Here is a 26,421-nt window from a genome sequence, read left to right as displayed (position 1 = left end):
AATCGTCCGTTTAACGGCTGCTGTTTATTTACGAATCCAAGTTAATAATTTATAAGTTGCATTTAGTTAGTTGTTGTTGGCGGTTGCACCTTGTCAATGTAAAGGATGCCGTCGTACTGCTCGCGCGGAACGAATACCTCTGGCAATAACCCGAAGTAGAGGGCGGTACGCGGCTCGTCCATCCACGATGTCCCTGAACCTTTCATTGCATAGCGCAAATCAACGAAGGAATATGGCCGATTGGCCGCTTTCATAATGGACTCGATCGAGCTTGCCGGCAGAGGCTGAATTGCCAACGGCTCGCCAATATTATCATGCGTAGTTCCGCTTCCTGCATAAAGGCCGATCGTATAGCTGTAAGGTCCATTAATCGAATCCTGCATGATTTCACCCATAAAACGGCCTGCCACAGGCATGAATGATTGCTCCATTTTAGATTCCGCCTTGCTGATATGGGCATTGTGGCCCCAGACGATGATTTTTTCCATTGGGTAAATTTCGGTTGCGAGCCAGAGCAGGTTATCGGCCATCGCTTTATCGCGCCATTCCATCATCTTCGTCATTACCGCATAGTCGCCTGCTTGCGCAGCCACATTCGCCTTAATGGACAACTCAATATACTCATCCACAACGCGAAGGCGATCATCCAATGTCCGGTTTACCATCGCGACGATGTGCGGGTTGTCAGGATACATTTTTTCAATTGGTTCTCATTCGTTGCAATTTTTCCTTTAACGTCCTTATAGAGTTTCTGTAAGTCAGGTTTAATTGCCGAATACGCTGCGAGGTCTTCGGTATTTCCCCATTGGAACAGCTTCTTCTCTGTTTCTGCTAAACGTTTCGCCAGGTCTTGATCTTTCAACACTTCACCGTTCAAGAAAGGGCCCAAAGACTGCATATCGAATCCAGTAAGCTGAATTGGATTGTCAGTCGACTGCGACTCCTGAATGTATTGGAACAATGGGGTCGTTTCCTTGGCCCACCATTGCGGGAACACTGATTTCTTCATCAGTTGATTAGCCGTGCTTGTCTTTGCACTGCCGAAGGCGGTTGCTGCATTGCCAAGCGGAGATTCGAAGGCGACGACATTGAAGCCGAGTTCTTGGTGAAGAAATTGAATAAGCCGTGCTTTGACAGAGTTGAATTCTCCGACGCCATGCGAGCTTTCTCCCAAATATACAATGCGCTTATCCGACAGCAGCGGCTTCAGCATGTCCAGGTCTTTGAAGCGGTCACTAGCAATGAGGCCGTTTTTGGTTTGCTCAGGCAGTATGGACTCTAGTGCGTATGCGTTATTTTTGATCCATTGATGCCATTCTTCTGTAAATTGATTGGAGGTTGAACCAGAAATTGTTTTGTTTTGCGCATCCATGGACGCCGCCGGTGCTGATTGTCCATACGCGACAGGCTGCCAACTGAGCATCGTTCCTAGAGCAATGACAGAGGCGAAAAGGACGTGAATGCTTTTCCGTTTCCAGTTAGTTGTAAATGTTCTCATTAATTTCTCTCCTCATAATTTAGATGAAATGCATATGTGAATTGATATTATTTTCCGGGAAATAGGACAAACTCGTAGTTCAACTGGGTTAAGTCATATGCTTGATTATATATACGGCAAGCAAGGCTTCGCTAAAGAACAGCAGTGCTTGCAATCCCATCTTTGCTGTTTGTTCATCCGTTTGAACTCCTCTCGTATCGGTGATGTTCCTATCCTATCTCAGGCGAATGAAGCTTGCCTTATATTTAGGTTGAAAAGCGTTCCCTTTCTGGCGAATGGAGCAAATAGGCGGTTGAATGGTGTCAATGAAAGCAAATTTTGTCGGATGATTTCTGAAAAAACAACATTCGAAGAATGCGGAACCTTCCATTATAGGCATACTAACCATTAGGAAATATTGATCTACCTAGCATATATCGCTGAGGGAAGAGGCGGGGTATAGAAAGCAGTCCATGGTGTAGAAATGGTTGATAAAAATGGGGATACCGGCATGGCAGGGATAACAGTTATGCCGTGAATGTTCGTGTTTTGTGCAGAAAATTTAGGGAGTACGTGGGTGATCTAGGAGTAAATGTGACCCAAAAACGAATAAATGGAGAATTTCATTGACAAAAAATCGCCTTTCTAATAAGATGCCTAAGTGAAAGTTTTGTTGCTTATGAAAGGAGCAGCTTGATCCAATGGAAAAATGGTTTAAATTGAAGGAAAATGGAACGAACGCACGCACAGAGCTTACGGCGGGTATTACAACGTTCTTAACGATGGTTTATATCGTTGTCGTGAATCCAGCGATATTGTCGAGTGCTGGAGTTCCCTTCCAGCAAGTGTTTACTGCAACAGTGATCTCGGCTATTATCGGTACGTTATATATGGCTTTGTTCGCAAATCATCCGATTGCTGTAGCACCGGGAATGGGGATGAATGCATACTTCGCTTCTGTAGTAGCTTCACAAGGCGTCAGCTACCAGGTCGTATTTGGGGCAGTGTTCTTAGCTGGTATTATCTTCTTGCTGTTAACGTTTACGAAGCTGCGGGAAACACTCATCCAGTCGATTCCAAGTTCACTGAAGTTCGGCATTACCGCAGGGATTGGTCTCTTTATCGCGTTCATAGGCTTGAAATCGTCCGGTATTGTAGTGCCGAATGAAGCGACTATGGTTGCCTTCGGAGATTTGCATAAACCAGTAACCGTGCTGACCTTAGCGGGGTTGTTTATCACGCTAATCCTAATGGCTCGCAAAGTACAGGGAGCTTTGTTCATCGGTATGGCAGCTACAGCGATCATCGGCTATTTTATGGGTTTGATGAAGTTTGACGGGTTTGTTGCTCTTCCTACTGCACCAGTGCTGTTCGATCTGGATATTATAGGGGTATTCACTCACGGTCTTTATACGGTTGTATTTGCCTTCTTGCTCGTTACGATCTTCGATACAACGGGTACGATGATAGGGGTAGCGGAGCAGGCAGGTCTGATGAAGAATAATCAATTTCCCCGTGCAAAGCAGGCTTTGATGGCAGATGCACTTGCGACTACAGCCGGTTCCTTGATGGGGACAACACCGTCCAGTGCGTACATTGAATCCTCGGCTGGTGTTGCAGCGGGCGGTCGTACAGGCTTGACTTCCGCTGTTGTAGCAGGATTGTTCTTCTTGTCATTATTCTTCTCGCCGATTATTGCAGGGATTTCATCCTTGCCGGCGATTACCGCACCGGTGCTTATTATTGTTGGCTGCTTCATGATGGACGGATTAGCGCGTATTGAATGGAAGCATTTCGATGAGGCGTTCCCGGCATTTGCCATTCTGATCAGCATGCCGCTGACATCCAGCATTGCTACAGGTATTGCGATTGGCTTTATTACGTATCCGCTTATGAAGCTGTTCAGCGGCAAGGGTAAGGAAGTTCATCCGATCTTATACGTTTTTGGCGTTATCTTCGCCATCCAAATGGTTTTCTTCCCAGCCCACTAAGGCGGTTGGCGAGAACAGAATATAATGAATGGACAAGCCTCGGAGTAACGATTCCGGGGCTTTTTGTTATGCCGTTCCATTATTCCTAAAAAGCAAGTACGTTTTTAATGAAGGAGATGTGCACTGGGGAGGCATAGCATGTGGGGGAAAGGGTCATTTTATAGAGAATACATATAACCTAATATGAACCAACAGATGAAAAAACTTCTCCATGAATCCAAATCTTTATAATTGTATACTAGTAAAGTAGTAAAGTGTCTGGTGACATTTGATGAATATATTTACAGAAATAGTGAGAGGAGCTTTTATAGCATGAACCACAACGACGATAACAAAAAGCTTCGATGGTATAATATTGCCTTGATAGCATTCGTCTCCGTGTGGGGGTTTGGCAACGTTGTTAATAACTATGCGAACCAAGGATTGACAGTTGTAACTTCTTGGGTACTTATTATCGCGCTTTATTTCGTGCCTTACGCACTCATGGTTGGACAAATGGGTTCAACATTTAAAAATGACCAAGGCGGCGTAAGCTCTTGGGTCAAAGAAACAATGGGTCCTACAGTCGCTTATTTGGCTGCGTGGACGTACTGGGTTGTTCACGTCCCGTACTTGGCACAGAAGCCGCAAGCGATCCTTATCTCTCTAGGCTGGACAGTAACAGGAAGCGGGAACTTTATTAAGCAATTTTCTACATTGACACTGCAACTTATCTGCTTGGCAGTATTTTTGGTGTTCCTGTGGGTTGCATCCCGCGGCATCTCTTCTCTAAAGAAAATTGGTACGATTGCAGGTATGTCGATATTTATTATGTCCCTCCTGTACATTGTGCTTGCGGTAACAGCACCTGCGCTGACAGGGGCAACGATTGCGACGGCGGATATGTCGGTGAGCTCGTTCATCCCAGACTTCAACTTTGCCTACTTTACGACATTGTCTATGCTCGTATTTGCTGTAGGTGGAGCGGAAAAAATATCGCCTTACGTGAATAACACAAACAATCCATCGAAAGAATTTCCACGTGGGATGCTTATCCTAGCAGGCATGGTTGCTGTGTGTGCCTTACTAGGATCTTTCGCCATGGGTATGATGTTCGACTCGAACAATATTCCTGCAGATTTGAAAATGAACGGTCAATACTATGCGTTTAAGATGCTAGGCGAATATTATGGAATCGGCATTACATTCTTAGTGCTGTACGCGATTGCGAACACACTTGCGCAAATTTCAGCATTGGCCTTCTCCATCGATGCGCCGCTAAAAGTATTGCTGCTTGATGCTGATAAGAAGTTCGTGCCTCAGAAGCTGATGAAGACAAACGAACACAATACGCCAGTAAATGGTTACATTATGACGGCCGTGCTTGTTGGGATTTTGATTGTCATTCCGGCTCTTGGTATCGGCAATATGAACTCACTGTTCAACTGGCTGCTTGATTTGAATTCCATCGTGATGCCGCTTCGATACCTATGGGTATTTGCAGCCTTCATGGCTCTTATGAAGCTATCAGACAAGTTCCAATCAGACTATCAATTTGTAAAAAATCGTAAGGTTGGTTTTATGATTGGTCTGTGGTGTTTCATCTTTACAGCATTCGCCTGTATCATGGGGATGTTCCCTAAGGTTGAAGCCTTTACGACGGAATGGTACTTCCAGCTGATGTTGAACGTGCTGACACCATTTATCTTGCTCGGTCTTGGCTTAATCCTGCCATTGATCGCCAGACTCAATAAAAAAATCGATAAAGATATACAGGTATACAACAAGGAGCTCCAAGCAAAGCTTGGGCTCCTTTTTTGTGCTTAAAGGAGGCAATGCATATGATTACATCTTTCTCAACAAGTAGGTCTCAATAAGAGCAGCAATTCCAGCGACAGCTAATAGAACGATAAATGGATACAAGACGGGGACATAGAATTGAAGGGCGGTCAGCAGGGTGGCACACCAAATGCCTGTACACCAATGGCAGCTTATTAGCGAGCCCAGCCAAAAACGGAGCCCTGTCCCCTTTGGCTCCGTAATCCGAGACACATTGCCATTCTCATCTGTCTCAAATGTGACAGACAAAAAAGGCTTGCGCAGCCATTCCATAATGTCGTCATAGACGAGTAGATGCGTAAGGCGAAAGGAAGCCAGCGACAAGATGAACAGCTCAATCCAACTAATCATTTCTCAGTTCTCCTTTCCGCTCAGCGGATGTCGACATGTCCAATCCATCTAGCGAAAGACTGCATATGCTAGAAATGGATATAGGAAAGGGAGGTGACAGACGATGTGCTTCTGTAACCAGATGAATAAGGTCAGCAGCCCAGTCAAGGTCATCCAGAGCGATGCGAAGCCGCAACCTTCGCACGGTATTCAGATGACTGCACGAAAAGTTGAGGCGGTATCGGCAATAAAGCCGATCAGATAATTCGTGTAGCTGGTAGGATATACTCCAACATATGCGTTGGACCACTGTAAGGTGATTCAGATTTAGTTCATTGAATGGCTCCTGCTCCTAACTTGAGGCCTGTCCCGTCGTGAGACGAGCAGGCCTATTTTGTTGTCAAAAAACCACATCGAAAATAGTTCCATTGAATGGTTAATTGTTGCTTTTCAATAGAGAGGCTGCTCTACGGTTGCTTGTTGGCTAATTGATGAGATATAATGATGACATTAACTAAGGAAACTGTTTTTGTTTTTGTAGTTTTCAATCGGCGTGAATGGGGGGATTTCATGCGCGAACGGATTATGAAGGCATTTATCGAGGAGCTTCAGGATAAAGGAATTAAGTTCACGATGGACGATTTGGCGCGACGGCTTGGGATGAGCAAGCGTACCTTGTATGAACATTTTTCCTCCAAAGCGGAGTTGCTAGATACGATTATCGAGCAGACCCTGCACGAAAGTGATGCGAAGACAGCAGAGATTATGAAGGACAATACCTTGTCGCTTCTCGATAAAATGAAGGCAGTCATGACCGTGCTGCCAAATCATTTCGAGCTGTATGATAATCGGATTCTTGAGCAGATGAAGCGAGCATACCCAGAGCAGTGGCTGAAAATCGACAACGCCCTGCGGGATGAATGGGAGATACTGCGCAATTTATTGGAACAAGGGATGGATGAAGGCATCATCCTGAGGCATAATGCTGCCTTCATCGTGAAGGTGATTACAGATGCATTCAATTCGACCTTGGATCAGCGATTTTTTGCGAAGCAGAACATTTCGCTGCCAGATGCTTTGCAATCCATAGCAGATATGGTGTTATACGGGCTTGTGACAAGAGATGCCTCTCAGGAGCAGGCTTAATTGTGGATGATTCAACACAACTAGGAGTTCAACTTGTGATGAAGTCTAGATAAACGCGCAACAGGCTTGCGGTTTGTCATATATGAACAGTTGTTAGGACTGATCCAATTGGCTCAGTCTTTCGACTAAGAAAACTTATAAAAACAAATTAGTTTTAGGAGTGGGATTATGTCTTTCATGAGGCAGATTAGTCGTACACAGTGGATTGGCCTCGTGCTCGTTATCGGCATTTTATTTATCGACATGTTATTGTACAGTTTGTTCATTCCGGTTGTACCTTATTTTACAGAACAGTATTCGATGTCGTCGACGACACTTGGCATACTATTTGGCAGTTATGCGGCCGCGTTATTTCTTACGACTCCCTTTTTCGGCCGCATCGCAGATCGATTCGGCAGACGCAAGACGATCATTATGGGCTTGCTGTTCATGATGATGTCTACCTTGCTGTTCGTATTTTCTCAAACGACCGCGATGCTTATTATGGCACGCTTCCTGCAAGGCTTGGCTGCAGCAGCTTCTTGGACGGCAGCAATGGCGCTGCTGGCCGACCTGTTCCCGGGGCCGGTTCGAGGTGCAGCGATGGGCTTCGCCATGACAGGAATATCATCGGGCTCTTTGCTTGGAGCTCCAATTGGGGGCTGGTTATTCGAGGTTGGCGACCATCATACGCCATTCTGGTTCGCTGCCGCGTTGACTGCCGTCATCTCGATTACTGTGTTGCTCTTGCTGCGTGAGCCAGTAAGGGAAGAACGCTCTGCTGAGGGAGGGGGAACCTTCTCTTTGCTGCGGCACCGTACGATTCTGTTTGTTGCCTTCGTTATTTTGTTGGCTGAGACAACACTGACGATGTTGGAGCCACTGCTGCCGGTATATGTGACCGAGCGCTTCCAGATGTCTCCGCTCGCACTTGGCATGCTGTTCGGCGTGATGACACTAAGCTATGGATTAATAGCGCCAATAGCAGGAACACTTGCAGGTAAGCATAACCCATTTCGCTTGATGTTAATTGGACTGATCGGACTGGCATTTACGCTTCCTCTTATCGCTTTTGCAGGCAGTGTCCCTTTGCTTATGGGGGCAGGATGTCTAATTGGAGCGGCGATCGGATTCACGTTATCTCCAACCTTGCCTACACTCGGAGCGATCGTGGATGGGGACTCATCCGGCGGTGATTACGGGGTTGCTTATGCGCTGTTCAACATGATTCATGCGGCAGGAATGATGCTCGGTCCGCTTGCAGGCGGAGTACTGACAGATGCATTGCCTGTGATGGCTTCGCTCATTGTCATTAGCTTGCTCATTGTTTCTGTCACATTCGGCTTGTCTATGATGAAGCGTCGGCATACGCACACGTTTTCGCTAAAAATGAGTGCTGAACAACCTGTGGGTGTAACCGTCTCTGCTGGTGAAAGTGTCTATAATCGTTGATATGACGATATCACTAGATCGGGTGTTCGGAGCATGATTTGATAATTGTTGAAGTTGGAAAGCTGTCTCGTCTATGATGGATGAGACAGCTTTTTTGATGGTATGGAGGGCGTGAAGGACGGAATGAAAGAAAACCATTTGCCGATAGATGAGGTATTGCCAAAATTAAAGTCAGCGTTAAGCAGCCATACAGGGGCAGTATTGGTTGCAGAGCCGGGAGCAGGGAAGACCACCCGTGTGCCGCTTGCGCTGTTGGATGAACCGTGGCTTCAGGGACAGCGGATTCTGATGCTGGAGCCGCGGCGCATTGCTGCTCGCTCTGCTGCACGTTATATGGCTCGTTCCTTAGGAGAGCAGGCCGGAGAGACGATAGGCTATCGCGTTCGTCTCGACACATGCATTAGCGAGAAGACAAGAATTGAGGTTATTACAGAAGGGATTCTGACTCGTATGCTTCAGGAAGATCCCTCCTTGGAAGGTGTAGGACTCGTGATATTCGATGAGTTCCACGAGAGGCATTTGCATACGGATTTGGGTCTGACTCTTGCGATAGAGTCACAGACGGTACTGCGCGAGGATCTGCGCATTCTCGTCATGTCGGCGACGATTGAAGCAGAGCCCGTCGCGGCGATGCTGAATGAGGCTCCTGTGGTTGCCAGCAAGGGGCGCAGCTATCCGGTTAAGACGATATATGCCGAGCGACGGGAGGATGCACCACTTGAGCAGCGTGTTGTGCGCACGATAATGGCTGCCCTCCATCGTGAAGAGGGGGACATGATGGTGTTCCTGCCGGGAGCAGGGGAAATTCGGCGTGTACAAGCAAGGTTGGAGCAAGAGCTTGTTAGGCTTGCAATGGTTGAACGTGTAAATGTTGCTCCATTGTACGGACAACTGTCGGCGGCTGTACAGGACGCCGCCATTGCTCCATCACAGAATGGAATTCGTAAAATCGTGTTGGCTACTGCAATCGCGGAGACGAGCTTGACAGTGGAAGGGGTTCGCATTGTCATCGACAGCGGACTAATGCGTGTACCTTGCTTTTCGCCGCGAACAGGTCTTACTAGACTGGAGACGCTGCCTGTCTCGCGCGCATCTGCTGATCAACGGCGCGGCCGGGCAGGTCGTCTTGGTCCGGGCATCTGTTACCGTCTTTGGACGCTGGATGAAGAGAGACAGCTTTCAGCCCATCATATGCCGGAGATTCTTGCCGCTGATTTGGCTCCGCTTGCCTTGGAGCTGGCGGCATGGGGGGCGGAAGCCGCTGATCTGAGGTGGCTGACACAGCCGCCAGCCGCTGCATTGCGCCAAGCAGAAGAGCTGCTCGTTCAATTGGGTGCACTATCTGAGGCAAGGGCATTGACACCACATGGACGGATACTGGCGAAGTCAGGTTTGCATCCGCGTTTCGCTCACATGATTACCAAGGGTATGGAGCTTGGGTTAGAAGAAGATGCATGTATGCTGGCGGCACTGCTCGGAGAGCGGGATATTATCCGCCACAGCAGCAGTCCCGGTGTATTGAGCGAGCATGAAGGAGCAGGACAGCGAGCAGCAGCGCCCAATCCGGACTTATGCTTTCGTATGGAACTGCTGGCTGATGAAGGACGTTCGCAATCTCGTCCTCATCGCCATGCTGAGGTGGATGAGAGTGTGCGTCGGCGGATACGCGAGCAAGCGAAGCAGTATCAGCATGCCTTCTGCGTCCAGGTGGATCATAAGCGATCGCTAGCTTTTAAAAATGGTGATATGAGTAAAGAAGATGCATGGAGCTTGCTTGCTGCATTTGCCTATCCGGATCGGATTGCCGAGCGTCGTCCAGATGGGCGCTACCTGCTTCGGAACGGTCGCGGTGCGGCCTTTACTCAAGCTGTTGCAAACGGAACCCTGCTGGCACAGTCACCATACATCGTTGCTGTGCAGCTTGATGATGCGGGCGCCGATGGCCGCATTCTGCTGGCAGCCTCGCTTAGTAAAGCCATGCTTGAACGCCACTTTGCTGTTGAATTAACGCGGGAAGCTCATATTGCTTGGGATCGGACAACACAATCTGTCCGTACCCGAGAGCGCATTCGCTTAGGAGCGCTTACGCTCAAGGATATTCCGCACAGTGCTCCAGACGCAGACGAAGTGCTGCACGCGTTGCTGGATGGCATCGCCCAGGAGGGGCTGAACATCCTCCCGTGGACGAAGCAGGCGCGCCAATGTCAGGCGCGGCTTCAATTCATGCATCGGCATTTGCCAGAGGAATGGCCAGCTGCTGGTGAGGAGGAGCTTCTCGCCACCTTAGAGGAGTGGCTCGGTCCGCATGTGTACGGCATGAGAAGCCGTGACGATCTTGGCAAGCTGAACTTAGTTGCAGTGTTTGAATCGATGCTGTCATGGGAACAGCGTCAGCAATTGGATCAAGAGGCGCCAACGCATATCACGGTGCCGAGCGGTTCTCGCATTGCTGTAGACTACAGTGATCCAGAGCGTCCATTGCTGGCTGTCAGGCTGCAGGAGGTATTCGGTTTGCACAATACGCCGCGCATTGCCAGGGGCCGCGTATCGCTAACAATGCATCTGCTCTCTCCGGCACAAAGGCCGGTTCAGGTAACGCAGGATTTGGCGAGCTTTTGGGCGAGCACTTATTTTGACGTGAAAAAAGACTTGAAGGGACGATACCCGAAGCACTATTGGCCGGATAATCCACTCGAGGCGGTTGCAACTCGGCGAACGAGGCCATCAGCGAATAAAGGATGAGATATCGCCCTATTGAGTTGATTTGTAGTAGATACAAGTAGTCTTCTGCTGTCTATTGGTATGTGAAATCAGAATTCGATATAATAAAATACAGGAAATGACCAGCGGGTCTAATCTATACAGAATAAAAACAGCGTTAACACGGCTTGTAGTTTATGGAGGTGAAGGTGCATGTCACATGCACTCGTGTCATCACAGTTAATGTCGCTTATTGTGTCCTTGTGTGCAGGGACAGCAGTTATCGTGCTTCGTTTGCGCGCGTCGAACAAGCCGACCTCAATGAAGAAGATTATTATGCCGCCAATTGGCATGGCAACAGGCTTCGGCATGTTTCTCGTTCCGGCGGTGCGCATTCCGTGGCTATGGGCCATTGGCGCTTTTCTTGCAGGGGCTTCGATCTTCGCCTATCCGCTTATTCGCACATCGCGTTTTGAACGGATCGGCAAGGAAGTTTATTTAAAACGATCGAATATGTTCATTGTTGTAATTGTTGGGTTGCTCGTACTGCGACTCATCCTGCATGATGTCGTGGAGCAATATGTTTCAATTTCACAGAGTGCGTCCCTGTTCTTTATTCTTGCATTCGGCATGCTGCTGCCATGGCGCTTGGCTATGATGATGCAGTATAAGAAGCTGATGGCAGAGAAAGTGGAAAGTGAGCAGTAACAAAATCTTTTATGGATGTTCGATAACGAAAGAAGCTGTATCCTGTCTTGAAGAAGCAAGGCAGGATACAGCTTTTATGATAGTAATAAAATATTCTTGGGTATTTTTACTATATTCAAAATAAAACCTGGAGGCGGTTCAGGCATTTATTCATAGCACTGTAACTATGCCGTGCCCCACACAATGCCCAGCTCCTTCAAATATTGGCGGTAAGCGATGCTGACACGGTCGCATTTGAGCGATAATTCCACTTGCAAATCAAGCGGCAAATCTTCAGGTTTCTGATTTTCCACAATCGGCTTGTCCTGTGCAAAAATCATGTCTTGGAACTTCACAATCTCATCATCAGCCAAACCTGGGTCATAGTTGAAGGATAGAATTCCGTATGCGACAGAGGTTACTTCATCCTTCGGCTGCACCGTTAACAATATGGACATGAGATGACCTGTCTCCTTGTCGCGCTTCGTAAACTTGACGGTAAGCGGACGGGCAATTTCATACGTATAATAGACATTCTTTGCTTGACCGGAGCCGTCCGGATCTGGCTGAAACACTTCAATTTCCTCGGAGCGAATGCCTTCTGGAACGCGGTGAACTCGGTAATCGCCAATTTCCGTATGCGTTTCGACTCCTAGATAACCTTCGTGTACGACAGCAAGATGTCCCACATCAAGGAAGTTCTCTACAATGCGAGGCGGCTTGGCACCCACGGACTGAGGGCCCCATATAACATTGCGCCAGCCTTCAGCACCGAATTCTTCAAATGGAAACCACGGTATATCCGCATTCCCTAGATTGACCCAAATGAATCCATAGCGTTCCTCACAACCATACGTAATCGCATGAGCCTTTTTCGGAATGGCTTGTTCCGCGGGCAGCTGCGGAATTCGGGAACAGGCGCCGGAGCCCTCGAACTCCCAAGCATGATACGGACAGACAAGCTTGCCATCCTTCACGCATCCTAGCGACAAGGCGGCCCCACGGTGTACGCACAAATCCTTGAACGCATGCACACCTTCCTCATTACGGAACAGGACGACGCGCTCTCCCATTATCAGCACCTGCAGCGGCTTCTCTTGCACATCCTGCGCACGGCAAGCAACAATCCATTCATTACGCAATACGGCATCATTTACGATCATGATGTAGACAGTCTCCTTTAATGATCCGGCAATCAAAAGCTGAATCCGAATGTAATGTTCTCATCTATTGAGTGAGCAAAATCATGTGTAGAAAAGTATTAAGAAATTGAATGAAATCTTTCGTCTTTTCTGCGCACACGTTTATTTTAGGGAATATATTTGTGCGAGTCAACATAAAACACGAACAATATACAAAAAATATTTAATTAATATTCGTAATTTACCTATACAAAACGAAATGTACACTCTATAATCAGGGTGTGATCAAAATCATAACGAACGTTACAGCATACGTGGGGGGGGATGAGCATACATGGAACAATCAGCGAAGTCGAACACCCTTGTCGTTGGAGTGGATGATAAGATCAGTGCCGGAAAGGCCTTTCTGTTAGGACTCCAGCATGTGTTGGCTATGGATTTGTACATTGCACCGATCATTATTGCAGGATTGCTGTCACTAAATGCAACGGATACATCGTTTTTTATTCAAATGTGCTTTATCGGAACAGGAATTGCGACCTTAATCCAAACTGGCTTCGGCTTGCGGCTTCCTGTCGTTCAGGGGCCGTCTTACGTGCCTATTGGCGCAATGGGGGCGATTGGAAGCAAGCTTGGATTAGGAGCTATGACGGGGAGCTTGATACCGGGTGCATTGCTGATGATGCTGCTCGGCATGCCGCTGAAATGGTTCGCGAAGGCAGTACGCCGGATGATTCCACCGCTTGTAGGGGGAACGGTTATTTTGATCGTCGGCATATCGCTGATGCCAACGGGAATGAATAATATTTACCGCGCGGAAGGCAACTTGTGGACCAACATTCTGATTGCCGCTGTATCTGCAGGCGTTTTAATTATCTGCATGCTGCTTGGTCGCCAATCGAAGAAGCTGGGCACGGTGTCACGTCTTATTTCCGTCATTGTCGCGATTGTGGCAGGAACACTTTTTGCGTCGATGTTTGGCAAGGTTGATTTCTCACGAGTGGCAGAGGCTGATGCATTTTCCATTCCTAGCTTCTTCCCATTCGGTGCGCCTGAATTTAATCTAAGTGCGATTGTGACCATGATGTTCGTCTACTTCATTATCTTGATTGAAACGACAGGAACATGGTTCGTCATCTCCTCTATTACAGGCAAGGAGCTTACAGATGAGCGCTTGAACCGTGCAGCAGCAGGAGAAGGCTTGGGCTGCTTCGTAGGGTCATTGTTCGGCGGAACGCCAATGACAGGATACTCCTCTAATGCAGGGCTTATCGCGGTTACCGGCGTAGGGAGCCGTATGGCGATTATGGCAGGCGGCGGTATCTTGATTGCTCTTGGTCTTATGCCGAAGCTGTCTGCGGCGATTACTTGCATTCCAGAGCCGGTTATTAACGGTATCTTCGGTGTTGTCTGCGTGGCTATTGTCGTCAATGGGTTGAAAGTCATTCAATTTGTCGATCTGGACGAGCGTGCCATGATGATTATCGGCGTGCCAATTTTGCTTACGATGGCCGTGACAGTATTGCCAGACGGAGCGTTAAAGGGCTTGCCTGACTTCGCCGTGTACGTATTATCCTCCGGCATCACGGTTGGTGCTTTAGCAGCCTTGATTCTCAACCTGGTCATTCCAAGCGGCAAGCACAAGGCAGCGGCAGAAGGCACATTGGTGGCGTCCGGTGGGGAACAGACTGCGTCATAATTTCTTAGCTATTTTTCCTTCTGACCGAGCAACACATCGACAGAAATAGAAGAAGGCAGCAAGCATCGCTTGCTGCCTTTTATCGTATCTTCTATCCGATCATAATCTTTCCTTCAGGGTAACGGTATAAGGACTGCTCCTTGCGGTTGCCAAGCGCGTATGCAAGCGTCATGGGGCCGATACGGCCGATGAACATCGTGGCACATATGACGAATTTGCCAAATGCCGACATCTCAGGTGTAAGGCCCATAGATAATCCTACCGTTGCTACGGCTGATACCGTTTCGAAAAGCAGTGTGATGAACGGCTGATCTTCAGTTATGGCCAGCAGCATGGATACGCCCAGCACCATGAATATAGCGAGGAATATAATCGTCAGTGCCTTAATGATCTGATCCTTGGCAAGCCGATGGCGGAACAGCACAGCATCCTCACGGCCGCGCAGCATCGCATAGACGGCAGCCAATAGGATAGCGAATGTCGTCGTCTTAATCCCGCCACCCGCAGAACCAGGAGAGGCTCCGATAAACATGAGAATAATGAGCCCGAATTGGGTTACCTGCTTCATATTTGCCACATCAACCGTTGTCGTTCCCGACGAACGGGCGGAAATCGACTGGAAGAAGGAAGCGTATATTTTTCCGTCCCACCCAAGTGATCCGAGCGTATTCGTATTTTGGAACTCGAAAATGAAGATGAAGATGGCGCCAGCAACAACCAGGATGCTGGTCATGGACAATACCACCTTGGAGTGCAGTGTTAATCGTCGTGACTTCGGATAATCGTACAACTCAGCCAATACGATGAAGCCAAGCCCTCCGGACAGCACGAGAAAAGTAGCAACTACATTCGTTACGAAATCATCCACATGCAGTTGGAAGCTGGAGCCAAATAGATCGAATCCCCCGTTGTTGAACAAAGAGATCGAGTGGAACAATCCGTAATAGAATGATTGCAGCAGGGGCATATCAATAGCCCAGCGCAGCGTTAGAATGATCGTTCCTACTCCTTGGATAATGAACACGAATATAATGACACGGCGGATTGTTCGTACAATGCCCTCCATACTGTTCGCATTGATCGACTCCTGTAAAATGAGTCGTTCCCGCAGGGAAATGCGTTTCCCAAGCATAAGATAGAAGAGCAGGGCTACGGACATGAAGCCTATGCCGCCGATTTGTACGAGTGAAATAATAACCCCTTGTCCAAATGCAGAGTAGGTTGTCCCGATGTCGACGACAACCAGTCCGGTTACGCATACAGCAGAAGTTGCCGTGAACAAGGCGTCAATGAAGGAAAGGGAATGGCCAGCCGCCAAGGATATCGGCAGCTTCAAGATGCATGTCCCGATTGTGATGATAGACAAAAAGCCGAGAACCAGCACACGAGCAGGCGTCCAATGCATTGTCCGTTTTCTCCATGAAGTCATGTGAACGTCTCCTTTAACAATAAAAAAGTAATGAGGAAGGATTGAATCCTGTTACAGTCAGGTGCGTACGTTGGATAATCATTCGAATCAATCATTTTCCAAAACGTTCACTAGTATATCGTTCCCCAGAGTGGATGTAAATGGTCGATTTTTATTTACGAACATTTTCCTATTTTGAGAAGGACAATGCAAGGGAAGTGATTCTATCGGTATGTGAATTTAAAAGGGATGATACATGTGCGATAAGATATGAAGAGAATCCTGTTGTTCGTGAGATAGAAGCTTAGCTAACTTGGGAAATGGGCTGGTGGGGATGCATGGGGGAGTCTTCTTAGAACTGTTGGGGCTAGAGGGGTGCCGTTTACGACACCCACAACCGGCCATATACTTTCCAATTTACAAATCCGCGGCTAATCCAATACGTTGATACATGAAGTACGATAAATGCAATAAGCAGAGTTGGTTCAATGAGAGCGAATAAGGCCCATAAAATGACTAAAATCCATGGAGACAGCTTTTGCAGCATCTGGGCTGGCCACCATACGAGTCGGAACCACGGGTGGGATTTTTGTAGTGCATCCATATATTCGTTTCTCACTTGGCTATCTTCAGGATTTAAACGGATGGCCTCTTGCATGAATTGCATAGCGCGATCGTGCTCATCTCGCTGATCTGCCGCCCAAGCAAGCTGCATCAGGGTGTAAGCATGTTTCTCCTGCCAGGCTAAAGCTTGGCGTTCTGCTTCGCGGGATTCCGGATACCGCTTCATTTGCGCTAGTACATAGCTGTAGGTAGCATAAGCAATACCGGCAGGCTCAATGTCGATACTGCGCTCCAGCGATAGAAGTGCTTGATCCAGTGCGCCTTTGCGCAGCTGATACTGGGCAAGCAGCAGATGGGGCGTTGGATCTTCTTCTGCCACCAAGGCAAGCTGCCTCGCTGCTGTCTCGAAAGCAGGCCATTCTCTGCGCTCATAATAGATGGACATGCGAACTCGCCAAGCATCCGGAAGTCTCGTATCGCGCTTCAATGCCTCAGAGGCCCAATGCAGCGCCTGATCTGGTGCGATCGGCTTGTGAACAACTGCTGCCAGCGACATGACGGTTGGATGCTCCGGATATTGCTGCTGCAGGCGCATAGCCTCTTCCAGCGCTTCCTTGTAGCGCTGCTTCTGATATAGCTCATTTACCTGATGAATGGCCTCCTGGAGGCGTATTCTCTCTTCCAGCTCTTTGGCTGTCACGTTCTGTTCGCCAGATTCATCGGGCTGGTTCTCTTTTTCTGCAGTTTGTTCCAGCTCCTCATGCTCTACTTGTGGCATCCTCCATCACCTCCATGATGTACTCGGTTGTTATCTCTATTGCAAATCCATGAATGTTGAAATGATGGATCGACGCGTATGATCATCTTCATCGTCTGAGCCTTGAATGATGATCCTCTGGGTCGTTTTAACGACCTTCAAAGGGATTCGATAGATGCCTTATGTGTCAGCTTTAGCTTCGCTTCTTCAATCATCTACTCATTCGTGAAAGCTGTCTATTAGACTGCGCTTGTTGGCCGCAATCCCTCAGGTGAAGCTGACAATATTGTAGACCCACACTGCGTTCGGAGCAAGGGAAATAGGGTTTCCATTTTATATAATTATTTTGATTTGGCTGCCACAGTACCACATTACGGCAGATACCCCTGTTGAGAGAACAGCTTTTTACGCCGGAAATTTACTTGCTACGATATTCCCTTTGCCCATTGATGAAGGGTGTTATCGCTTGGAAGCATCCATGTCAGAAGACCGAATAAAGGAAGAAATCCACATACGATCATTACATTTTCAATTCCCCACGTGTCTATGAAGTACCCGAGTGCAAGTGCGCCAATGCCTCCCATGCCGAAGGCGAACCCGGTTATGAGTCCAGATACCGTTCCGATGTTGCCGGGATGAAGCAGTTGTGCGTAGATTACCGTAACGGAGAAGCTGGACAATAAAATAAATCCGGTCAAGGCCAAAACAACACCAGCCCAAAACAGCGATAAATACGGCAATATGAGGGCAAGCGGCGCAGTCCCAAGCATAGAGACGAGTATCAAGTTGCGTCTTCCGAAGCGATCGGCAAGCGGGCCGCCGAAGAACGTTCCGACTGCTCCTGCTCCGAGGAATAAGAATATGTATATTTGTGCGTCATCGAGTGTCAAATGGTAAGCATCCATCAAGTAGAAGGCATAGTAGCTGCCTATGGCGGCACTGTACCAGGAACGGGCAAAGACGAGCACAACCAATACGATGGTGGCGGCAATAACTCGGTTGCGCTTCGATGGATCCATCGTGCGTGCCTGATGCCGCTTTTTGAAGGCATATCCGCTATCCAGCATTGTACGGTACCAGCGTGCAATATAGGTTTGTACGGCTATGCCTGCCCCTGCAACGATCGTGAATACGAGTGCACCCGATTGCCCCAAGGGGATAAATATCCATTTTGTCAGCATGGGCGCGAGGGATTGACCCGCGTTGCCGCCTACCTGAAAGATTGATTGGGCGAGTCCTTTTCGCGCGCCTGCTGCCATATGAGCAACTCTCATTCCCTCTGGATGGAAGGCGGCTGATCCGAAACCGACGAGCACGACAGCCAGAAGCACCAGAACATAGTTCGGAGCATAGGCAAGCAGCAGTACGCCTGCGAAGGTGAAGCACATTCCAATTGGAAGCAGTGCTGGTGTCGGTCTGCGATCCGCTGCATACCCAACGACAGGCTGCAGCAAGGAAGCCGTCACATTGATGGCGAAGGAGATCCAGCCAATTTGAGCATACGACAGATTCATAGATGACTTCAGAATGGGGAAGATTGCAGGGATGACAGCTTGAATCGAATCATTGAACAAGTGCACGAAGCTAATGGCAAGCAGAATGCGGAACACCGTATCTGCTTGAAGATGGGGTGCAGGCTCCATGCTCGGAGATTTCATTTGTGATGCAGTCTGATGCCTGGGCGCTGCAATGGTTGATGCTTTATTGTCCATGAAGGAACTCCTTTCCTTAGGTGAATTGATAGCAGAGCGTTGTTTAATCGCATGAAGATTATGGAATGATGTAACGATAATCGTTTTTCCTTATTGTTGCAATCGAGAAAATGGCCCTGTTATTGGAGAAATATAGAAAATATCTCGCCAGACAGGGCCATTTCTTAGATTTTCATAATTAAAATAGTAGATGTGCCGCTAGCGCAATAATCGGCAGCGTGATAAGCGTACGCAGCAGGAAAATAATAATCAAATCCTTCATGTTCACAGGCAGCTTAGAGCCAAGTAGTAATCCGCCGACCTCGGACATATAAATGAGCTGCGTGACAGACAGGGCAGCAATGACGAAGCGGGTCATTTCGCTTGTAATGCCGGAGCCCAGCACTGTAGGCAGGAACATGTCTGCGAATCCAACAAGTATCGTCTGTGATGCTGCCTCCGCTTCAGGAAGTCCTAGCAGCTGCAGCAGCGGAATGAATGGCCAGCCGAGCCATTGAAAGACCGGAGTATACTCGGCAAGTGCAACGGCAATTGTGCCAATAGCCATCACAACCGGAATTACGCCGAACCACAGGTCAACAATGTTTTTGAAGCCCTCGCGAATGAAGGAGCCTGCACCCTCATGTTGCCGTGCCTTATTGACTGCTTGGCGAAGTCCCCACTGCCATGGGCTCCATGATGATGGGATTGCCTCTTCTTTAGCGGGTACTGCCCCTGCTGCATACGTGTCGGGCTTGCGCGATAGCGGCGGTATGCGCGGCATAATAACGGCAGCGATCATACCAGCTAATGTTACCGTCGCATAAAAGGGAAGGAACATGTGAGCCAGATTCACATTGCTCAATACGATGAAGCTGAACGTAATAGACACGGCAGTAAATGTCGTTCCGATGACGGCAGCTTCTCGCTTTGTATAGTAGCCATTCTCATATTGCTTGCTGGTCATCATCACGCCAATCGTACCGTCGCCGAGCCAAGACGCCATGCAGTTGATGGAGGAGCGTCCGGGCAAAGTAAAGATTGGACGCATAATTTTGGTCATGAGCGTGCCGAAGAACTCAAGCAGTCCGAAGTCAACGAGCAGCGGCAGAAGCAAACCTGCAAGCATAAAGACAACGAACAAGCCGGGAATAAGGCTCGAGAGCAGCATGCCGCCAGTATGTTCCGACCATATCCACTCGGGTCCAATCTGAGAAAAAGTAATGATCGCAAATATCATTCCTATTGTTCGAGCGGCGAACCAGAAGGGGGATATAGCGAACAATGCATTCCATAATGGCTGATGCAGCAGCTTCTCCGGCTTCAGCCAGCGGGTATATGCAGTTCCGATCCAGGCCAGGACGATGATGATCGTGGCAGCCAGTGGGAGCCAAGGCGCAAGCCATTGTCCGATCACCTTGGCCAAAAATGCAATGGGTACCGTTACTTCCCCATTCCATGGCACAGGAATAACGAAGAGCAGTAGCCCAAGTAAGGATGGTATGGCGAAATGCAGCAAGCCTGTCCAACTCAAATGCTGTGTGGAAAGCGAATTTTGCTGCATGTTGTCGTTTTTAACTGTCATGTATGAATAATTCTCCTTAGAGTGCGGTATATTTATGCAACATCGTTTACTTTAATACAAATAGAGTTGAATTCCAAGAGTAGAATAGTTAGAAAAAAGTGGAATCCCAGTTAAGTGCAGTATACCAGTTTTTCCTATGTTTTGAAAATCCCCGTTAAGTCATTATAGTGAAGGCACTCGGGTTATCATCGAGCAGTACTTGACTCCATTTCATTCGTGCGAAATACTTGATTCATCGGCTGCATTCATATGTGGAGCAGATCAGGAAGGGGGACTAGCATGTATGTTGTAGAGCTTACATATAAGAAGTCTGTGGAAGAAGTAGATGTTTATTTGGATGCCCACCGTGCATTTTTGGACGAGCATTATGCGAAGGGCGTATTTTTGTTATCAGGACCGAAGGAGCCTCGAACAGGAGGAATCATCATCGTAGATGCGCAGACAGAGGAGGAGGCTCGTTCTTATATCGAGCAGGATCCATTCTTTGTACATGGTGTGGCGGCGTATCATTATATTGCCTTCCGACCAACGAAAGCAGATGAGGGCCTGCAAGCGCGTTTATTCCAACGGTAGCTGCGGCTGAGGAGAATCATGAACCGTGGGTTCTGTTTACGAAGGCGCATACATAAAGGATATAAAAAAAGCGAGATTGCCTAAATGTGTAGGCAGTCTCGCTTCGCTTATAATCGGAGTTATCCTTCTACTTGTGGTGTGGAGGTTTCAACTGATCTCTGATTCATTTTCTGCATGGCAAGGCCTGCACAATAGCCAACCGCCACACATGTTCCTAAATTATTGGTGAGATGGCCCATTATCGCACCCATCATGATTCCAGAATAAACCCAAATTTCCCCCGTACCTTTCATTTTGCTCCAAGTGTCCTTTACCGTTTGTTGTTTTTTCATAATATTTAACGTCCTCTCGTTTGATTTGATACCTTTATTCTATAGGCATCTACATGTCCATTCCTTATTTTCTGGTTGAAATGCGCCTTTTTCGGATTGAACGAAGCTAGAGGAGGGATGAGTGGGCACATTGGAGCTTATTTGGATGAGGCCAACACAGCAGTAGAGCAGAATACGCAAGCTGCATAGAATGTATGAGCCGCTTCAATAGCTTCAAGTGTTATCGATATGAAAGGATAAAAAACGAGTCGTTCTATTTTGGTGACAAGCGCATATAATCCAGATTATATACTCGATTTTCCCGCCTTGCGTATAATGGCTCAGGAGCTCTTAAGGTTTAGTTGAGAGACAATAATGTTCAACGGGATATTGCTTGAGAAGCTGCATCCAGATATAAGTGCGGGGGAGAGAGGATTTAGCAGAACTCATTTGGGAAGCGCTTACAATAAAATAAGATGTGCCCGTACTCTTACTCCAATACTGGATAAGTGGATGGAACAGGGCATCTGTGAACGAGGCTGATCGAGATATGGAATTAGGCGTTCATCCTGAAGTATGGCAAATCAGCATGCTGGAGCTTACATTTCGCGTCATTATTGCCGTTGTACTGGGCGGTGCAATTGGTCTGGAGCGCGAATTCGGGGAGCACGCAGCCGGATTTCGCACGCATATTCTCGTTTGTCTAGGATCTGCGCTCATTATGATGCTGTCGAGCTATGGATTTTCAGACTTTATTTATGAAACGAATGTACGCATGGATCCGGCCCGGCTGGCGGCTCAAGTCATTAGCGGAATCGGATTTCTTGGCGCGGGTACGATATTACGTACAGGCATGACGGTATCAGGCCTGACGACTGCCGCCTCCTTATGGGTAGTTGCCGCAATCGGCTTGGCGGTTGGAGCAGGCTTCTATTATGGTGCGCTTTTGACCGCATTTACGGCATTTTTCAGCTTGTTCATGCTCAACAAGTTGGAGAAAAAATTCTCACCCTTCTCAAAGTCTGCTTCTGTAAGGAAGCTTGCACTTGTTATTGCGGATGGGCCGCGCCATATCGGAAAGGTACTATTCATTCTGAAGGAACAGAATATTGCTATTTCAGACATTTCTATTGAGCCTGTGGAACAAGGGGAAGAAGCAAGTACAACAGGCCCCTTATCGCCGGAGGATTCAAGTGACATGGATATCCATTGTTGTGTGCTGCTGCAGGTAAGCTTAAAATGCCGGACCTGGCATATCGATAAGCTGCTGGAAAAGCTGTTGTCTGAGCCGTGTGTGAGAGCCGTAAGGCATTTTGGCATTGATGAACCGATTGCTGAAAAGAGCAAATGGGGCTTTAGCGATTTATTTGAACGCAAGCAGGAGGATCACTCTACAGAGGAGAGCTCCAAGCAATAACTTATCACTCACAAACAGCACAGTCCTGAGGATTTCCGCTCATGGAGCTGTGCTGTTCGTGTTGCAGATAATAGAAAGCCGCTGTATATTTCTCGGGAAATAATGTATTTCCTGTCGGACAAACTCATTATGCGTCGTAACGTTTGCTGCGATATACAATCAGTGTAATGATAATTGAGGCGGCCATCCAGATGGTGATAATGCCTACGTGGATTGAAATGGAAAATAACCCTTGACCGTCCCACAGCTTCTGAGCAGCTTCCGACAATTGAGATGTTGGCAGGTATGCCACGATCGTGTCTACCACACTGCTGTTGAAGACATTGCTGAATGCAGGCCCCATAAGGAAGACAATCATAAGCGGCATGCCAACGAAGGAAGTTTCCATCGTCGTACGGGACAATAAGCCAGTTAGCGTACCGAATGCTACATACATGATAAGACTTGGCACAATCAGCATAGCAAGGCCAATAAGCGGAAGTCCTGGCGTTTTTGCAATCAGAAAAGTTGCGATCAGCGCACATAATGTCAGGAATACGGAGATTGCGCTCTTACCCAGCAGTACCTCGATCGGCTTGGCAGGGGACAACATCAGTACGCGCAGCGTATGCTTCTCCTTCTCTTCTGCCACCATCATCGATTGGGCAAATAAACAAGTAATCAGCAATGCCATGTTGATTGGCATCATCAGAAGAGTAGCGCCATCATCGATGGTCCCATTGCTGAACATGAAGGCGAAAATAAGCGGCAAAGCTGCTGTAATTAACAGCATTTGATTCCTCATAGCTTCTTTCCATTCCTTCTGAATCATGGCAGTTACTCGATTTATAGAAAATGTCATTGTAATACGCCTCCAGTCACTTTAATGAAAATATCGCTTAATGTTGGTTCATTTGAATGTATCGATATAAGCTTGCCGGATGTCATCCAATCGTGAATACGATTTGCTCCAGCCTCATTGCGTTCAACGGTATGTGTTCCATCAGTCGTGACCACCGTAATGGCGTGATCCATGTGGGCCAGCCGCAGCCGCTGCGGTGTATCCATAGCAGCGATGCATCCCTGATGAAGAAAGGCGATGCGATCACACAGTGATTCCGCTTCCTCCATATCATGCGTCGTCAAGAAGATGGTTGTTCCCATGCGGTTCAACTCCCGCAAGGCTTCATGTATTCGTTTCGTATTCGTTGGATCGAGTGCAGATGTCGGTTCATCCAGGAATAAAATATCTGGCTTATGAAGCAAGGCGCGAGCCAGTGTTACTCGCTGCTTCATCCCTTTGGATAAATGCTTCACTGTCGTTTTACGCTCGCTTGTTAAGTTGACCTGTTCTAGTGCTTCCTGTACTCGGCTCGTCGGCACATGATACAGCTTGCAGAAAAACACAAGATTATCCTCAATGGTAAGCCGCTCGTACAAGGTGCTATTATCCGTTAATATGCCGATGCGGGACAGATGCTGCTGGCGTTCTGAATCCTTCATTTTCGCGATGTCTACATCGAATACGCGGGCTGTTCCAGCCGTTGGAAGGAGCTGGTCTGTAAGTATCTTCACGGTCGTAGTTTTACCTGAGCCGCTTGGGCCGAGAAATCCAAAAATTTCGCCGCGCTGAATCGTAAAATCGATTGGCTTTATGGCTTGCTTGTTGCCGAATGTCTTGGTCATTGCTCTTACTTCAATAATTGGTTCCATGAGTCACCCTCGCTTTATCTAAATGATATTGTATACGATTCGAATGTCAGTGCCCGCTGTTGCTCATTTGCGGTCGGTGCAGCTCATTGCTGCGCTGCCGTCCCTGTCGACATCCTTATCGTACTGTGAAAGGGTGATCGGCACCTCAAAAACCCCGCGAATAGCGCACTCCAGTGGTTGAATGGAGCGTTTCGCAGGGAGGATGGAACCGATTAGAAGCTGATTTGATACGACGTTGCGGCTAAATGGAGCGGTCATCCTATCCGATTCCCATAATAGCCTTCATTTCTTCGTATTTATTCTTGGAGAGCGGCACCTTGCTCTTATTCTCATCATCAAGCACGAGGCTGTAGCTGTTGCGGGACCAAATAATGACTTCACGGACACGCTGCAAATTGACCAAGTAGGAGCGATGGCAGCGGAAAAATCCGAATGCCTTGAGCTTGCGCTCCAATTCTGTCAGCGTCATCGTGCAGGGCAGCGAACCGGAATGCATATGAAGCTGGGAAGCGCCATCTTGGCTTTCGATATAATTCAATTCAAGCGGATCAATAAGCACGATTTTATCTTCAATACGTGCTGGAATTTTGTCAAAGCTAATTTGCGGGACGAAGCGTTTGCCTACTGCTGCCGAATCAAGCTCGTCTTCCTTTTCCTCAGGCTTCGCATTAGGAGCGTCCTCTTTATGTACAAGTTCGGCATCTTCTTCGCTTAGCTCAGTATCTGATGTGTCTAAAACTGCGGCTGTACTCTTGTGGCCTTCCTGAGCTATTTCTTCCAAGCCTGACTGCTGGGCGAGGTTGGCTTGTTCATCTACGTTAAGGGCCTCAACCTCGGATATTTGATTTACAGGCTCGTCCTCAATGATGACTGGCTTAAAGCCGACAGGCGTTAAGCGTACAACATGATTGGTCATTGTGAGCGCACTCTCCAAGGAAGGCACAGTCATGAAGATGGAAACGCCCTCCTCGCACATCGTGTTAATCCATTGACGGAGCAGGTAGCTGCTTTCCAAGTCCATATGGAATTCAGGATCCTCGATGATAATCAACTCTGGACGATGAGCTGCGGCTCGTGCTAGGTGGAATCGGCGCTGTTCGGGCAATGAGCATTTGCCTAGCGGCGTATTCATGCGCTCATACAAGCCGGTTAGCTTCAAGAGCTGTTCCAAGCGGTCTTTATGGTAGGCCCCATACATTTTCATAAAGAAGGTCAAGGCTTCCTTCGGTGTTAATCGTTCATATAAGGCTTCACTCTGCCGAATCAAGCCGATTTTAGTGGCGAGAGAAGCGAAGGAAAATGGAATGCCGCGCCATGTCACGCTTCCAGCCGAGGGCTTGGCTCTATTTATTAGTAAATCAATAATCAACTGTCCGGTGATATGGTTGCTTTGCACCGCAATGCACTGTCCCGGATTTATTTGTACGCTCAGCGCATCTAAAAGTGTGGAGTTGCCTTTTGTCATCGATAGTTTGTCAATAATCAGTCCATCCCCAGCGGGGGGTTCAAGCGCGTTCATACGCGTGCCTCCAATCGTATGCATGCCAATCTTTGTTGTGAGTTATATCATAGGTAAATCATATATCGATAACCTCATTTTGGGTAGATGCTGACTGTGAAGGGGGGGGCAGTTTTGAATGCAGCAGGGAATAATGAAGCAAGTGGACAAAATAATAATGTTCGGAATTTGCTCTATTTATAATCGTGATTAGTAAATTATGATGTGGGATTAAAAATAATTAACGAACAATGGGCGTGAGTGTTGTTGACTTGTTCGTTAAATTTAGATACAATAAGGTTGCTCCCGCGGAAAGTGGAGAGCAAGGATTGATTGGCCATTATTTTGTTTATCCTGTTCGTATATCCCAGAGATAAGGTCTAGGGGTCTCTACCAGGAGCCGTAAATTCCTGACTACGATAGGTATGCTTTGGTATACCTGCACGTAACAGGATATTTTTTTGCCCAAATAGGTGCAGGCTCATCGGATAAGAGATAAATAGA

The 26,421-nt window shown here is 47.7% G+C and carries 22 protein-coding genes and 1 riboswitch; of the genes, 10 read left to right on the top strand and 12 right to left on the bottom strand.

Annotation, left to right across the window (positions count from 1 at the left end; translation table 11 throughout):
- Positions 1 to 62: 62 nt before the first annotated feature.
- Together PAV_RS36840 and PAV_RS36835 are read right to left on the bottom strand one after the other, a co-directional pair.
- Positions 63 to 695, bottom strand: coding sequence for an erythromycin esterase family protein (locus PAV_RS36840; RefSeq protein WP_274517664.1), 633 nt, complete (start codon positions 693 to 695; stop codon positions 63 to 65).
- Positions 659 to 1,498 carry an erythromycin esterase family protein gene (locus PAV_RS36835; RefSeq protein WP_274517663.1) on the bottom strand — a complete coding sequence of 280 codons (840 nt, stop codon included), beginning with the start codon at positions 1,496 to 1,498 and terminating at the stop codon, positions 659 to 661. Before PAV_RS36835 ends, PAV_RS36840 begins: the two co-directional genes overlap by 37 nt.
- A gap of 680 nt (positions 1,499 to 2,178) precedes the next feature.
- Between PAV_RS36835 and PAV_RS08115 the strand changes: the two genes are divergently transcribed.
- Together PAV_RS08115 and PAV_RS08110 are read left to right on the top strand one after the other, a co-directional pair.
- Positions 2,179 to 3,468 carry an NCS2 family permease gene (locus PAV_RS08115; protein WP_005545045.1) on the top strand — a complete coding sequence of 430 codons (1,290 nt, stop codon included), beginning with the start codon at positions 2,179 to 2,181 and terminating at the stop codon, positions 3,466 to 3,468.
- Positions 3,469 to 3,780: 312 nt separating this feature from the next.
- Positions 3,781 to 5,274: an amino acid permease gene (locus PAV_RS08110; protein WP_005545043.1), complete on the top strand. Its 1,494-nt coding sequence runs from the start codon at positions 3,781 to 3,783 to the stop codon at positions 5,272 to 5,274.
- A gap of 18 nt (positions 5,275 to 5,292) precedes the next feature.
- Here PAV_RS08110 and PAV_RS08105 read toward each other — a convergent pair whose 3' ends face one another.
- A complete protein-coding gene (locus PAV_RS08105) occupies positions 5,293 to 5,637 on the bottom strand; it encodes a DUF1360 domain-containing protein (RefSeq protein ID WP_005545042.1) in 345 nt (114 codons plus the stop codon).
- Positions 5,638 to 5,740: 103 nt separating this feature from the next.
- Between PAV_RS08105 and PAV_RS35240 the strand changes: the two genes are divergently transcribed.
- From PAV_RS35240 to PAV_RS08085, 5 genes are all read left to right on the top strand, one after another.
- Entirely contained in the window at positions 5,741 to 5,881 is a 141-nt protein-coding gene (locus PAV_RS35240) for a hypothetical protein (RefSeq protein ID WP_005545040.1), read from the top strand.
- A 305-nt stretch (positions 5,882 to 6,186) separates the two neighbouring features.
- Entirely contained in the window at positions 6,187 to 6,762 is a 576-nt protein-coding gene (locus PAV_RS08100) for a TetR/AcrR family transcriptional regulator (RefSeq protein ID WP_040735708.1), read from the top strand.
- Positions 6,763 to 6,930: 168 nt separating this feature from the next.
- Positions 6,931 to 8,193, top strand: a complete 1,263-nt coding sequence (locus PAV_RS08095; RefSeq protein WP_005545036.1) for an MFS transporter — start codon at positions 6,931 to 6,933, stop codon at positions 8,191 to 8,193.
- 123 nt (positions 8,194 to 8,316) lie between these two features.
- Positions 8,317 to 10,935 carry an ATP-dependent helicase HrpB gene (gene hrpB / locus PAV_RS08090; protein ID WP_005545035.1) on the top strand — a complete coding sequence of 873 codons (2,619 nt, stop codon included), beginning with the start codon at positions 8,317 to 8,319 and terminating at the stop codon, positions 10,933 to 10,935.
- Positions 10,936 to 11,106: 171 nt separating this feature from the next.
- Positions 11,107 to 11,601, top strand: a complete 495-nt coding sequence (locus PAV_RS08085; RefSeq protein ID WP_005545033.1) for a CcdC family protein — start codon at positions 11,107 to 11,109, stop codon at positions 11,599 to 11,601.
- Between the two features lie 164 nt (positions 11,602 to 11,765).
- Here the strand turns inward: PAV_RS08085 and PAV_RS08080 are convergent, their stop codons facing one another.
- Positions 11,766 to 12,743 (bottom strand): aromatic ring-hydroxylating oxygenase subunit alpha, encoded by a 978-nt coding sequence (locus tag PAV_RS08080; RefSeq protein WP_005545032.1) that lies wholly within the window; start codon positions 12,741 to 12,743, stop codon positions 11,766 to 11,768.
- Between the two features lie 313 nt (positions 12,744 to 13,056).
- Here PAV_RS08080 and PAV_RS08075 point away from each other — a divergent pair, with 313 nt between their 5' ends.
- Entirely contained in the window at positions 13,057 to 14,421 is a 1,365-nt protein-coding gene (locus PAV_RS08075; RefSeq protein ID WP_005545030.1) for a nucleobase:cation symporter-2 family protein, read from the top strand.
- 91 nt (positions 14,422 to 14,512) lie between these two features.
- Here PAV_RS08075 and PAV_RS08070 read toward each other — a convergent pair whose 3' ends face one another.
- The 4 genes from PAV_RS08070 to PAV_RS08055 form a co-directional block, all read right to left on the bottom strand.
- Positions 14,513 to 15,850 carry a TrkH family potassium uptake protein gene (locus PAV_RS08070; protein WP_005545028.1) on the bottom strand — a complete coding sequence of 446 codons (1,338 nt, stop codon included), beginning with the start codon at positions 15,848 to 15,850 and terminating at the stop codon, positions 14,513 to 14,515.
- A gap of 361 nt (positions 15,851 to 16,211) precedes the next feature.
- On the bottom strand, positions 16,212 to 17,171 hold the full coding sequence (locus PAV_RS08065) for a tetratricopeptide repeat protein (protein WP_005545026.1): 960 nt from the start codon (positions 17,169 to 17,171) through the stop codon (positions 16,212 to 16,214).
- A gap of 404 nt (positions 17,172 to 17,575) precedes the next feature.
- Complete coding sequence (locus tag PAV_RS08060) at positions 17,576 to 18,808, bottom strand: MFS transporter (protein ID WP_238555798.1); 1,233 nt, start codon at positions 18,806 to 18,808, stop codon at positions 17,576 to 17,578.
- Between the two features lie 232 nt (positions 18,809 to 19,040).
- On the bottom strand, positions 19,041 to 20,426 hold the full coding sequence (locus PAV_RS08055; protein ID WP_005545023.1) for a YjiH family protein: 1,386 nt from the start codon (positions 20,424 to 20,426) through the stop codon (positions 19,041 to 19,043).
- Between the two features lie 279 nt (positions 20,427 to 20,705).
- Here PAV_RS08055 and PAV_RS08050 point away from each other — a divergent pair, with 279 nt between their 5' ends.
- Positions 20,706 to 20,999, top strand: a complete 294-nt coding sequence (locus tag PAV_RS08050; protein ID WP_005545021.1) for a YciI family protein — start codon at positions 20,706 to 20,708, stop codon at positions 20,997 to 20,999.
- A gap of 119 nt (positions 21,000 to 21,118) precedes the next feature.
- On the opposite strand, the gene PAV_RS08045 is transcribed toward PAV_RS08050, so the two are convergent.
- Positions 21,119 to 21,331, bottom strand: a complete 213-nt coding sequence (locus PAV_RS08045; RefSeq protein ID WP_005545019.1) for a hypothetical protein — start codon at positions 21,329 to 21,331, stop codon at positions 21,119 to 21,121.
- 529 nt (positions 21,332 to 21,860) lie between these two features.
- Between PAV_RS08045 and PAV_RS32245 the strand changes: the two genes are divergently transcribed.
- The gene (locus PAV_RS32245; RefSeq protein WP_005545016.1) at positions 21,861 to 22,727 is read left to right on the top strand and encodes an MgtC/SapB family protein; all 867 of its coding nucleotides are present in this window, start codon (positions 21,861 to 21,863) and stop codon (positions 22,725 to 22,727) included.
- A gap of 127 nt (positions 22,728 to 22,854) precedes the next feature.
- Here the strand turns inward: PAV_RS32245 and PAV_RS08035 are convergent, their stop codons facing one another.
- The 3 genes from PAV_RS08035 to PAV_RS08020 form a co-directional block, all read right to left on the bottom strand.
- On the bottom strand, positions 22,855 to 23,568 hold the full coding sequence (locus PAV_RS08035) for an ABC transporter permease (protein ID WP_005545014.1): 714 nt from the start codon (positions 23,566 to 23,568) through the stop codon (positions 22,855 to 22,857).
- Positions 23,565 to 24,419 (bottom strand): ABC transporter ATP-binding protein, encoded by an 855-nt coding sequence (locus tag PAV_RS08030; protein ID WP_005545012.1) that lies wholly within the window; start codon positions 24,417 to 24,419, stop codon positions 23,565 to 23,567. Before PAV_RS08030 ends, PAV_RS08035 begins: the two co-directional genes overlap by 4 nt.
- 259 nt (positions 24,420 to 24,678) lie before the next feature.
- Positions 24,679 to 25,938, bottom strand: a complete 1,260-nt coding sequence (locus PAV_RS08020) for a LytTR family transcriptional regulator DNA-binding domain-containing protein (RefSeq protein ID WP_005545008.1) — start codon at positions 25,936 to 25,938, stop codon at positions 24,679 to 24,681.
- Positions 25,939 to 26,255: 317 nt separating this feature from the next.
- Positions 26,256 to 26,354, top strand: a riboswitch (purine riboswitch).
- Positions 26,355 to 26,421 lie beyond the last annotated feature (67 nt).

This window comes from Paenibacillus alvei DSM 29 (genome assembly GCF_000293805.1).
GTDB classification, from domain to species: Bacteria; Bacillota; Bacilli; order Paenibacillales; family Paenibacillaceae; genus Paenibacillus_B; species Paenibacillus_B alvei.
Note: the sequence above shows the minus strand (reverse complement) of the source record. Positions and strands in the feature narration are given on the sequence as shown.

What these genes read in the sequence shown, in the direction of transcription:
- PAV_RS36840 (WP_274517664.1), bottom strand. Translation starts at nt 695, where the DNA reads ATGTATCCTGACAACCCGCACATCGTCGCGATGGTAAACCGGACATTG.
- PAV_RS36835 (WP_274517663.1), bottom strand. Translation starts at nt 1,498, where the DNA reads ATGAGAACATTTACAACTAACTGGAAACGGAAAAGCATTCACGTCCTT.
- PAV_RS08115 (WP_005545045.1), top strand. Translation starts at nt 2,179, where the DNA reads ATGGAAAAATGGTTTAAATTGAAGGAAAATGGAACGAACGCACGCACA.
- PAV_RS08110 (WP_005545043.1), top strand. Translation starts at nt 3,781, where the DNA reads ATGAACCACAACGACGATAACAAAAAGCTTCGATGGTATAATATTGCC.
- PAV_RS08105 (WP_005545042.1), bottom strand. Translation starts at nt 5,637, where the DNA reads ATGATTAGTTGGATTGAGCTGTTCATCTTGTCGCTGGCTTCCTTTCGC.
- PAV_RS35240 (WP_005545040.1), top strand. Translation starts at nt 5,741, where the DNA reads ATGTGCTTCTGTAACCAGATGAATAAGGTCAGCAGCCCAGTCAAGGTC.
- PAV_RS08100 (WP_040735708.1), top strand. Translation starts at nt 6,187, where the DNA reads ATGCGCGAACGGATTATGAAGGCATTTATCGAGGAGCTTCAGGATAAA.
- PAV_RS08095 (WP_005545036.1), top strand. Translation starts at nt 6,931, where the DNA reads ATGTCTTTCATGAGGCAGATTAGTCGTACACAGTGGATTGGCCTCGTG.
- hrpB (WP_005545035.1), top strand. Translation starts at nt 8,317, where the DNA reads ATGAAAGAAAACCATTTGCCGATAGATGAGGTATTGCCAAAATTAAAG.
- PAV_RS08085 (WP_005545033.1), top strand. Translation starts at nt 11,107, where the DNA reads ATGTCACATGCACTCGTGTCATCACAGTTAATGTCGCTTATTGTGTCC.
- PAV_RS08080 (WP_005545032.1), bottom strand. Translation starts at nt 12,743, where the DNA reads ATGATCGTAAATGATGCCGTATTGCGTAATGAATGGATTGTTGCTTGC.
- PAV_RS08075 (WP_005545030.1), top strand. Translation starts at nt 13,057, where the DNA reads ATGGAACAATCAGCGAAGTCGAACACCCTTGTCGTTGGAGTGGATGAT.
- PAV_RS08070 (WP_005545028.1), bottom strand. Translation starts at nt 15,850, where the DNA reads ATGACTTCATGGAGAAAACGGACAATGCATTGGACGCCTGCTCGTGTG.
- PAV_RS08065 (WP_005545026.1), bottom strand. Translation starts at nt 17,171, where the DNA reads ATGCCACAAGTAGAGCATGAGGAGCTGGAACAAACTGCAGAAAAAGAG.
- PAV_RS08060 (WP_238555798.1), bottom strand. Translation starts at nt 18,808, where the DNA reads ATGAAATCTCCGAGCATGGAGCCTGCACCCCATCTTCAAGCAGATACG.
- PAV_RS08055 (WP_005545023.1), bottom strand. Translation starts at nt 20,426, where the DNA reads ATGACAGTTAAAAACGACAACATGCAGCAAAATTCGCTTTCCACACAG.
- PAV_RS08050 (WP_005545021.1), top strand. Translation starts at nt 20,706, where the DNA reads ATGTATGTTGTAGAGCTTACATATAAGAAGTCTGTGGAAGAAGTAGAT.
- PAV_RS08045 (WP_005545019.1), bottom strand. Translation starts at nt 21,331, where the DNA reads ATGAAAAAACAACAAACGGTAAAGGACACTTGGAGCAAAATGAAAGGT.
- PAV_RS32245 (WP_005545016.1), top strand. Translation starts at nt 21,861, where the DNA reads ATGGAATTAGGCGTTCATCCTGAAGTATGGCAAATCAGCATGCTGGAG.
- PAV_RS08035 (WP_005545014.1), bottom strand. Translation starts at nt 23,568, where the DNA reads ATGACATTTTCTATAAATCGAGTAACTGCCATGATTCAGAAGGAATGG.
- PAV_RS08030 (WP_005545012.1), bottom strand. Translation starts at nt 24,419, where the DNA reads ATGGAACCAATTATTGAAGTAAGAGCAATGACCAAGACATTCGGCAAC.
- PAV_RS08020 (WP_005545008.1), bottom strand. Translation starts at nt 25,938, where the DNA reads ATGAACGCGCTTGAACCCCCCGCTGGGGATGGACTGATTATTGACAAA.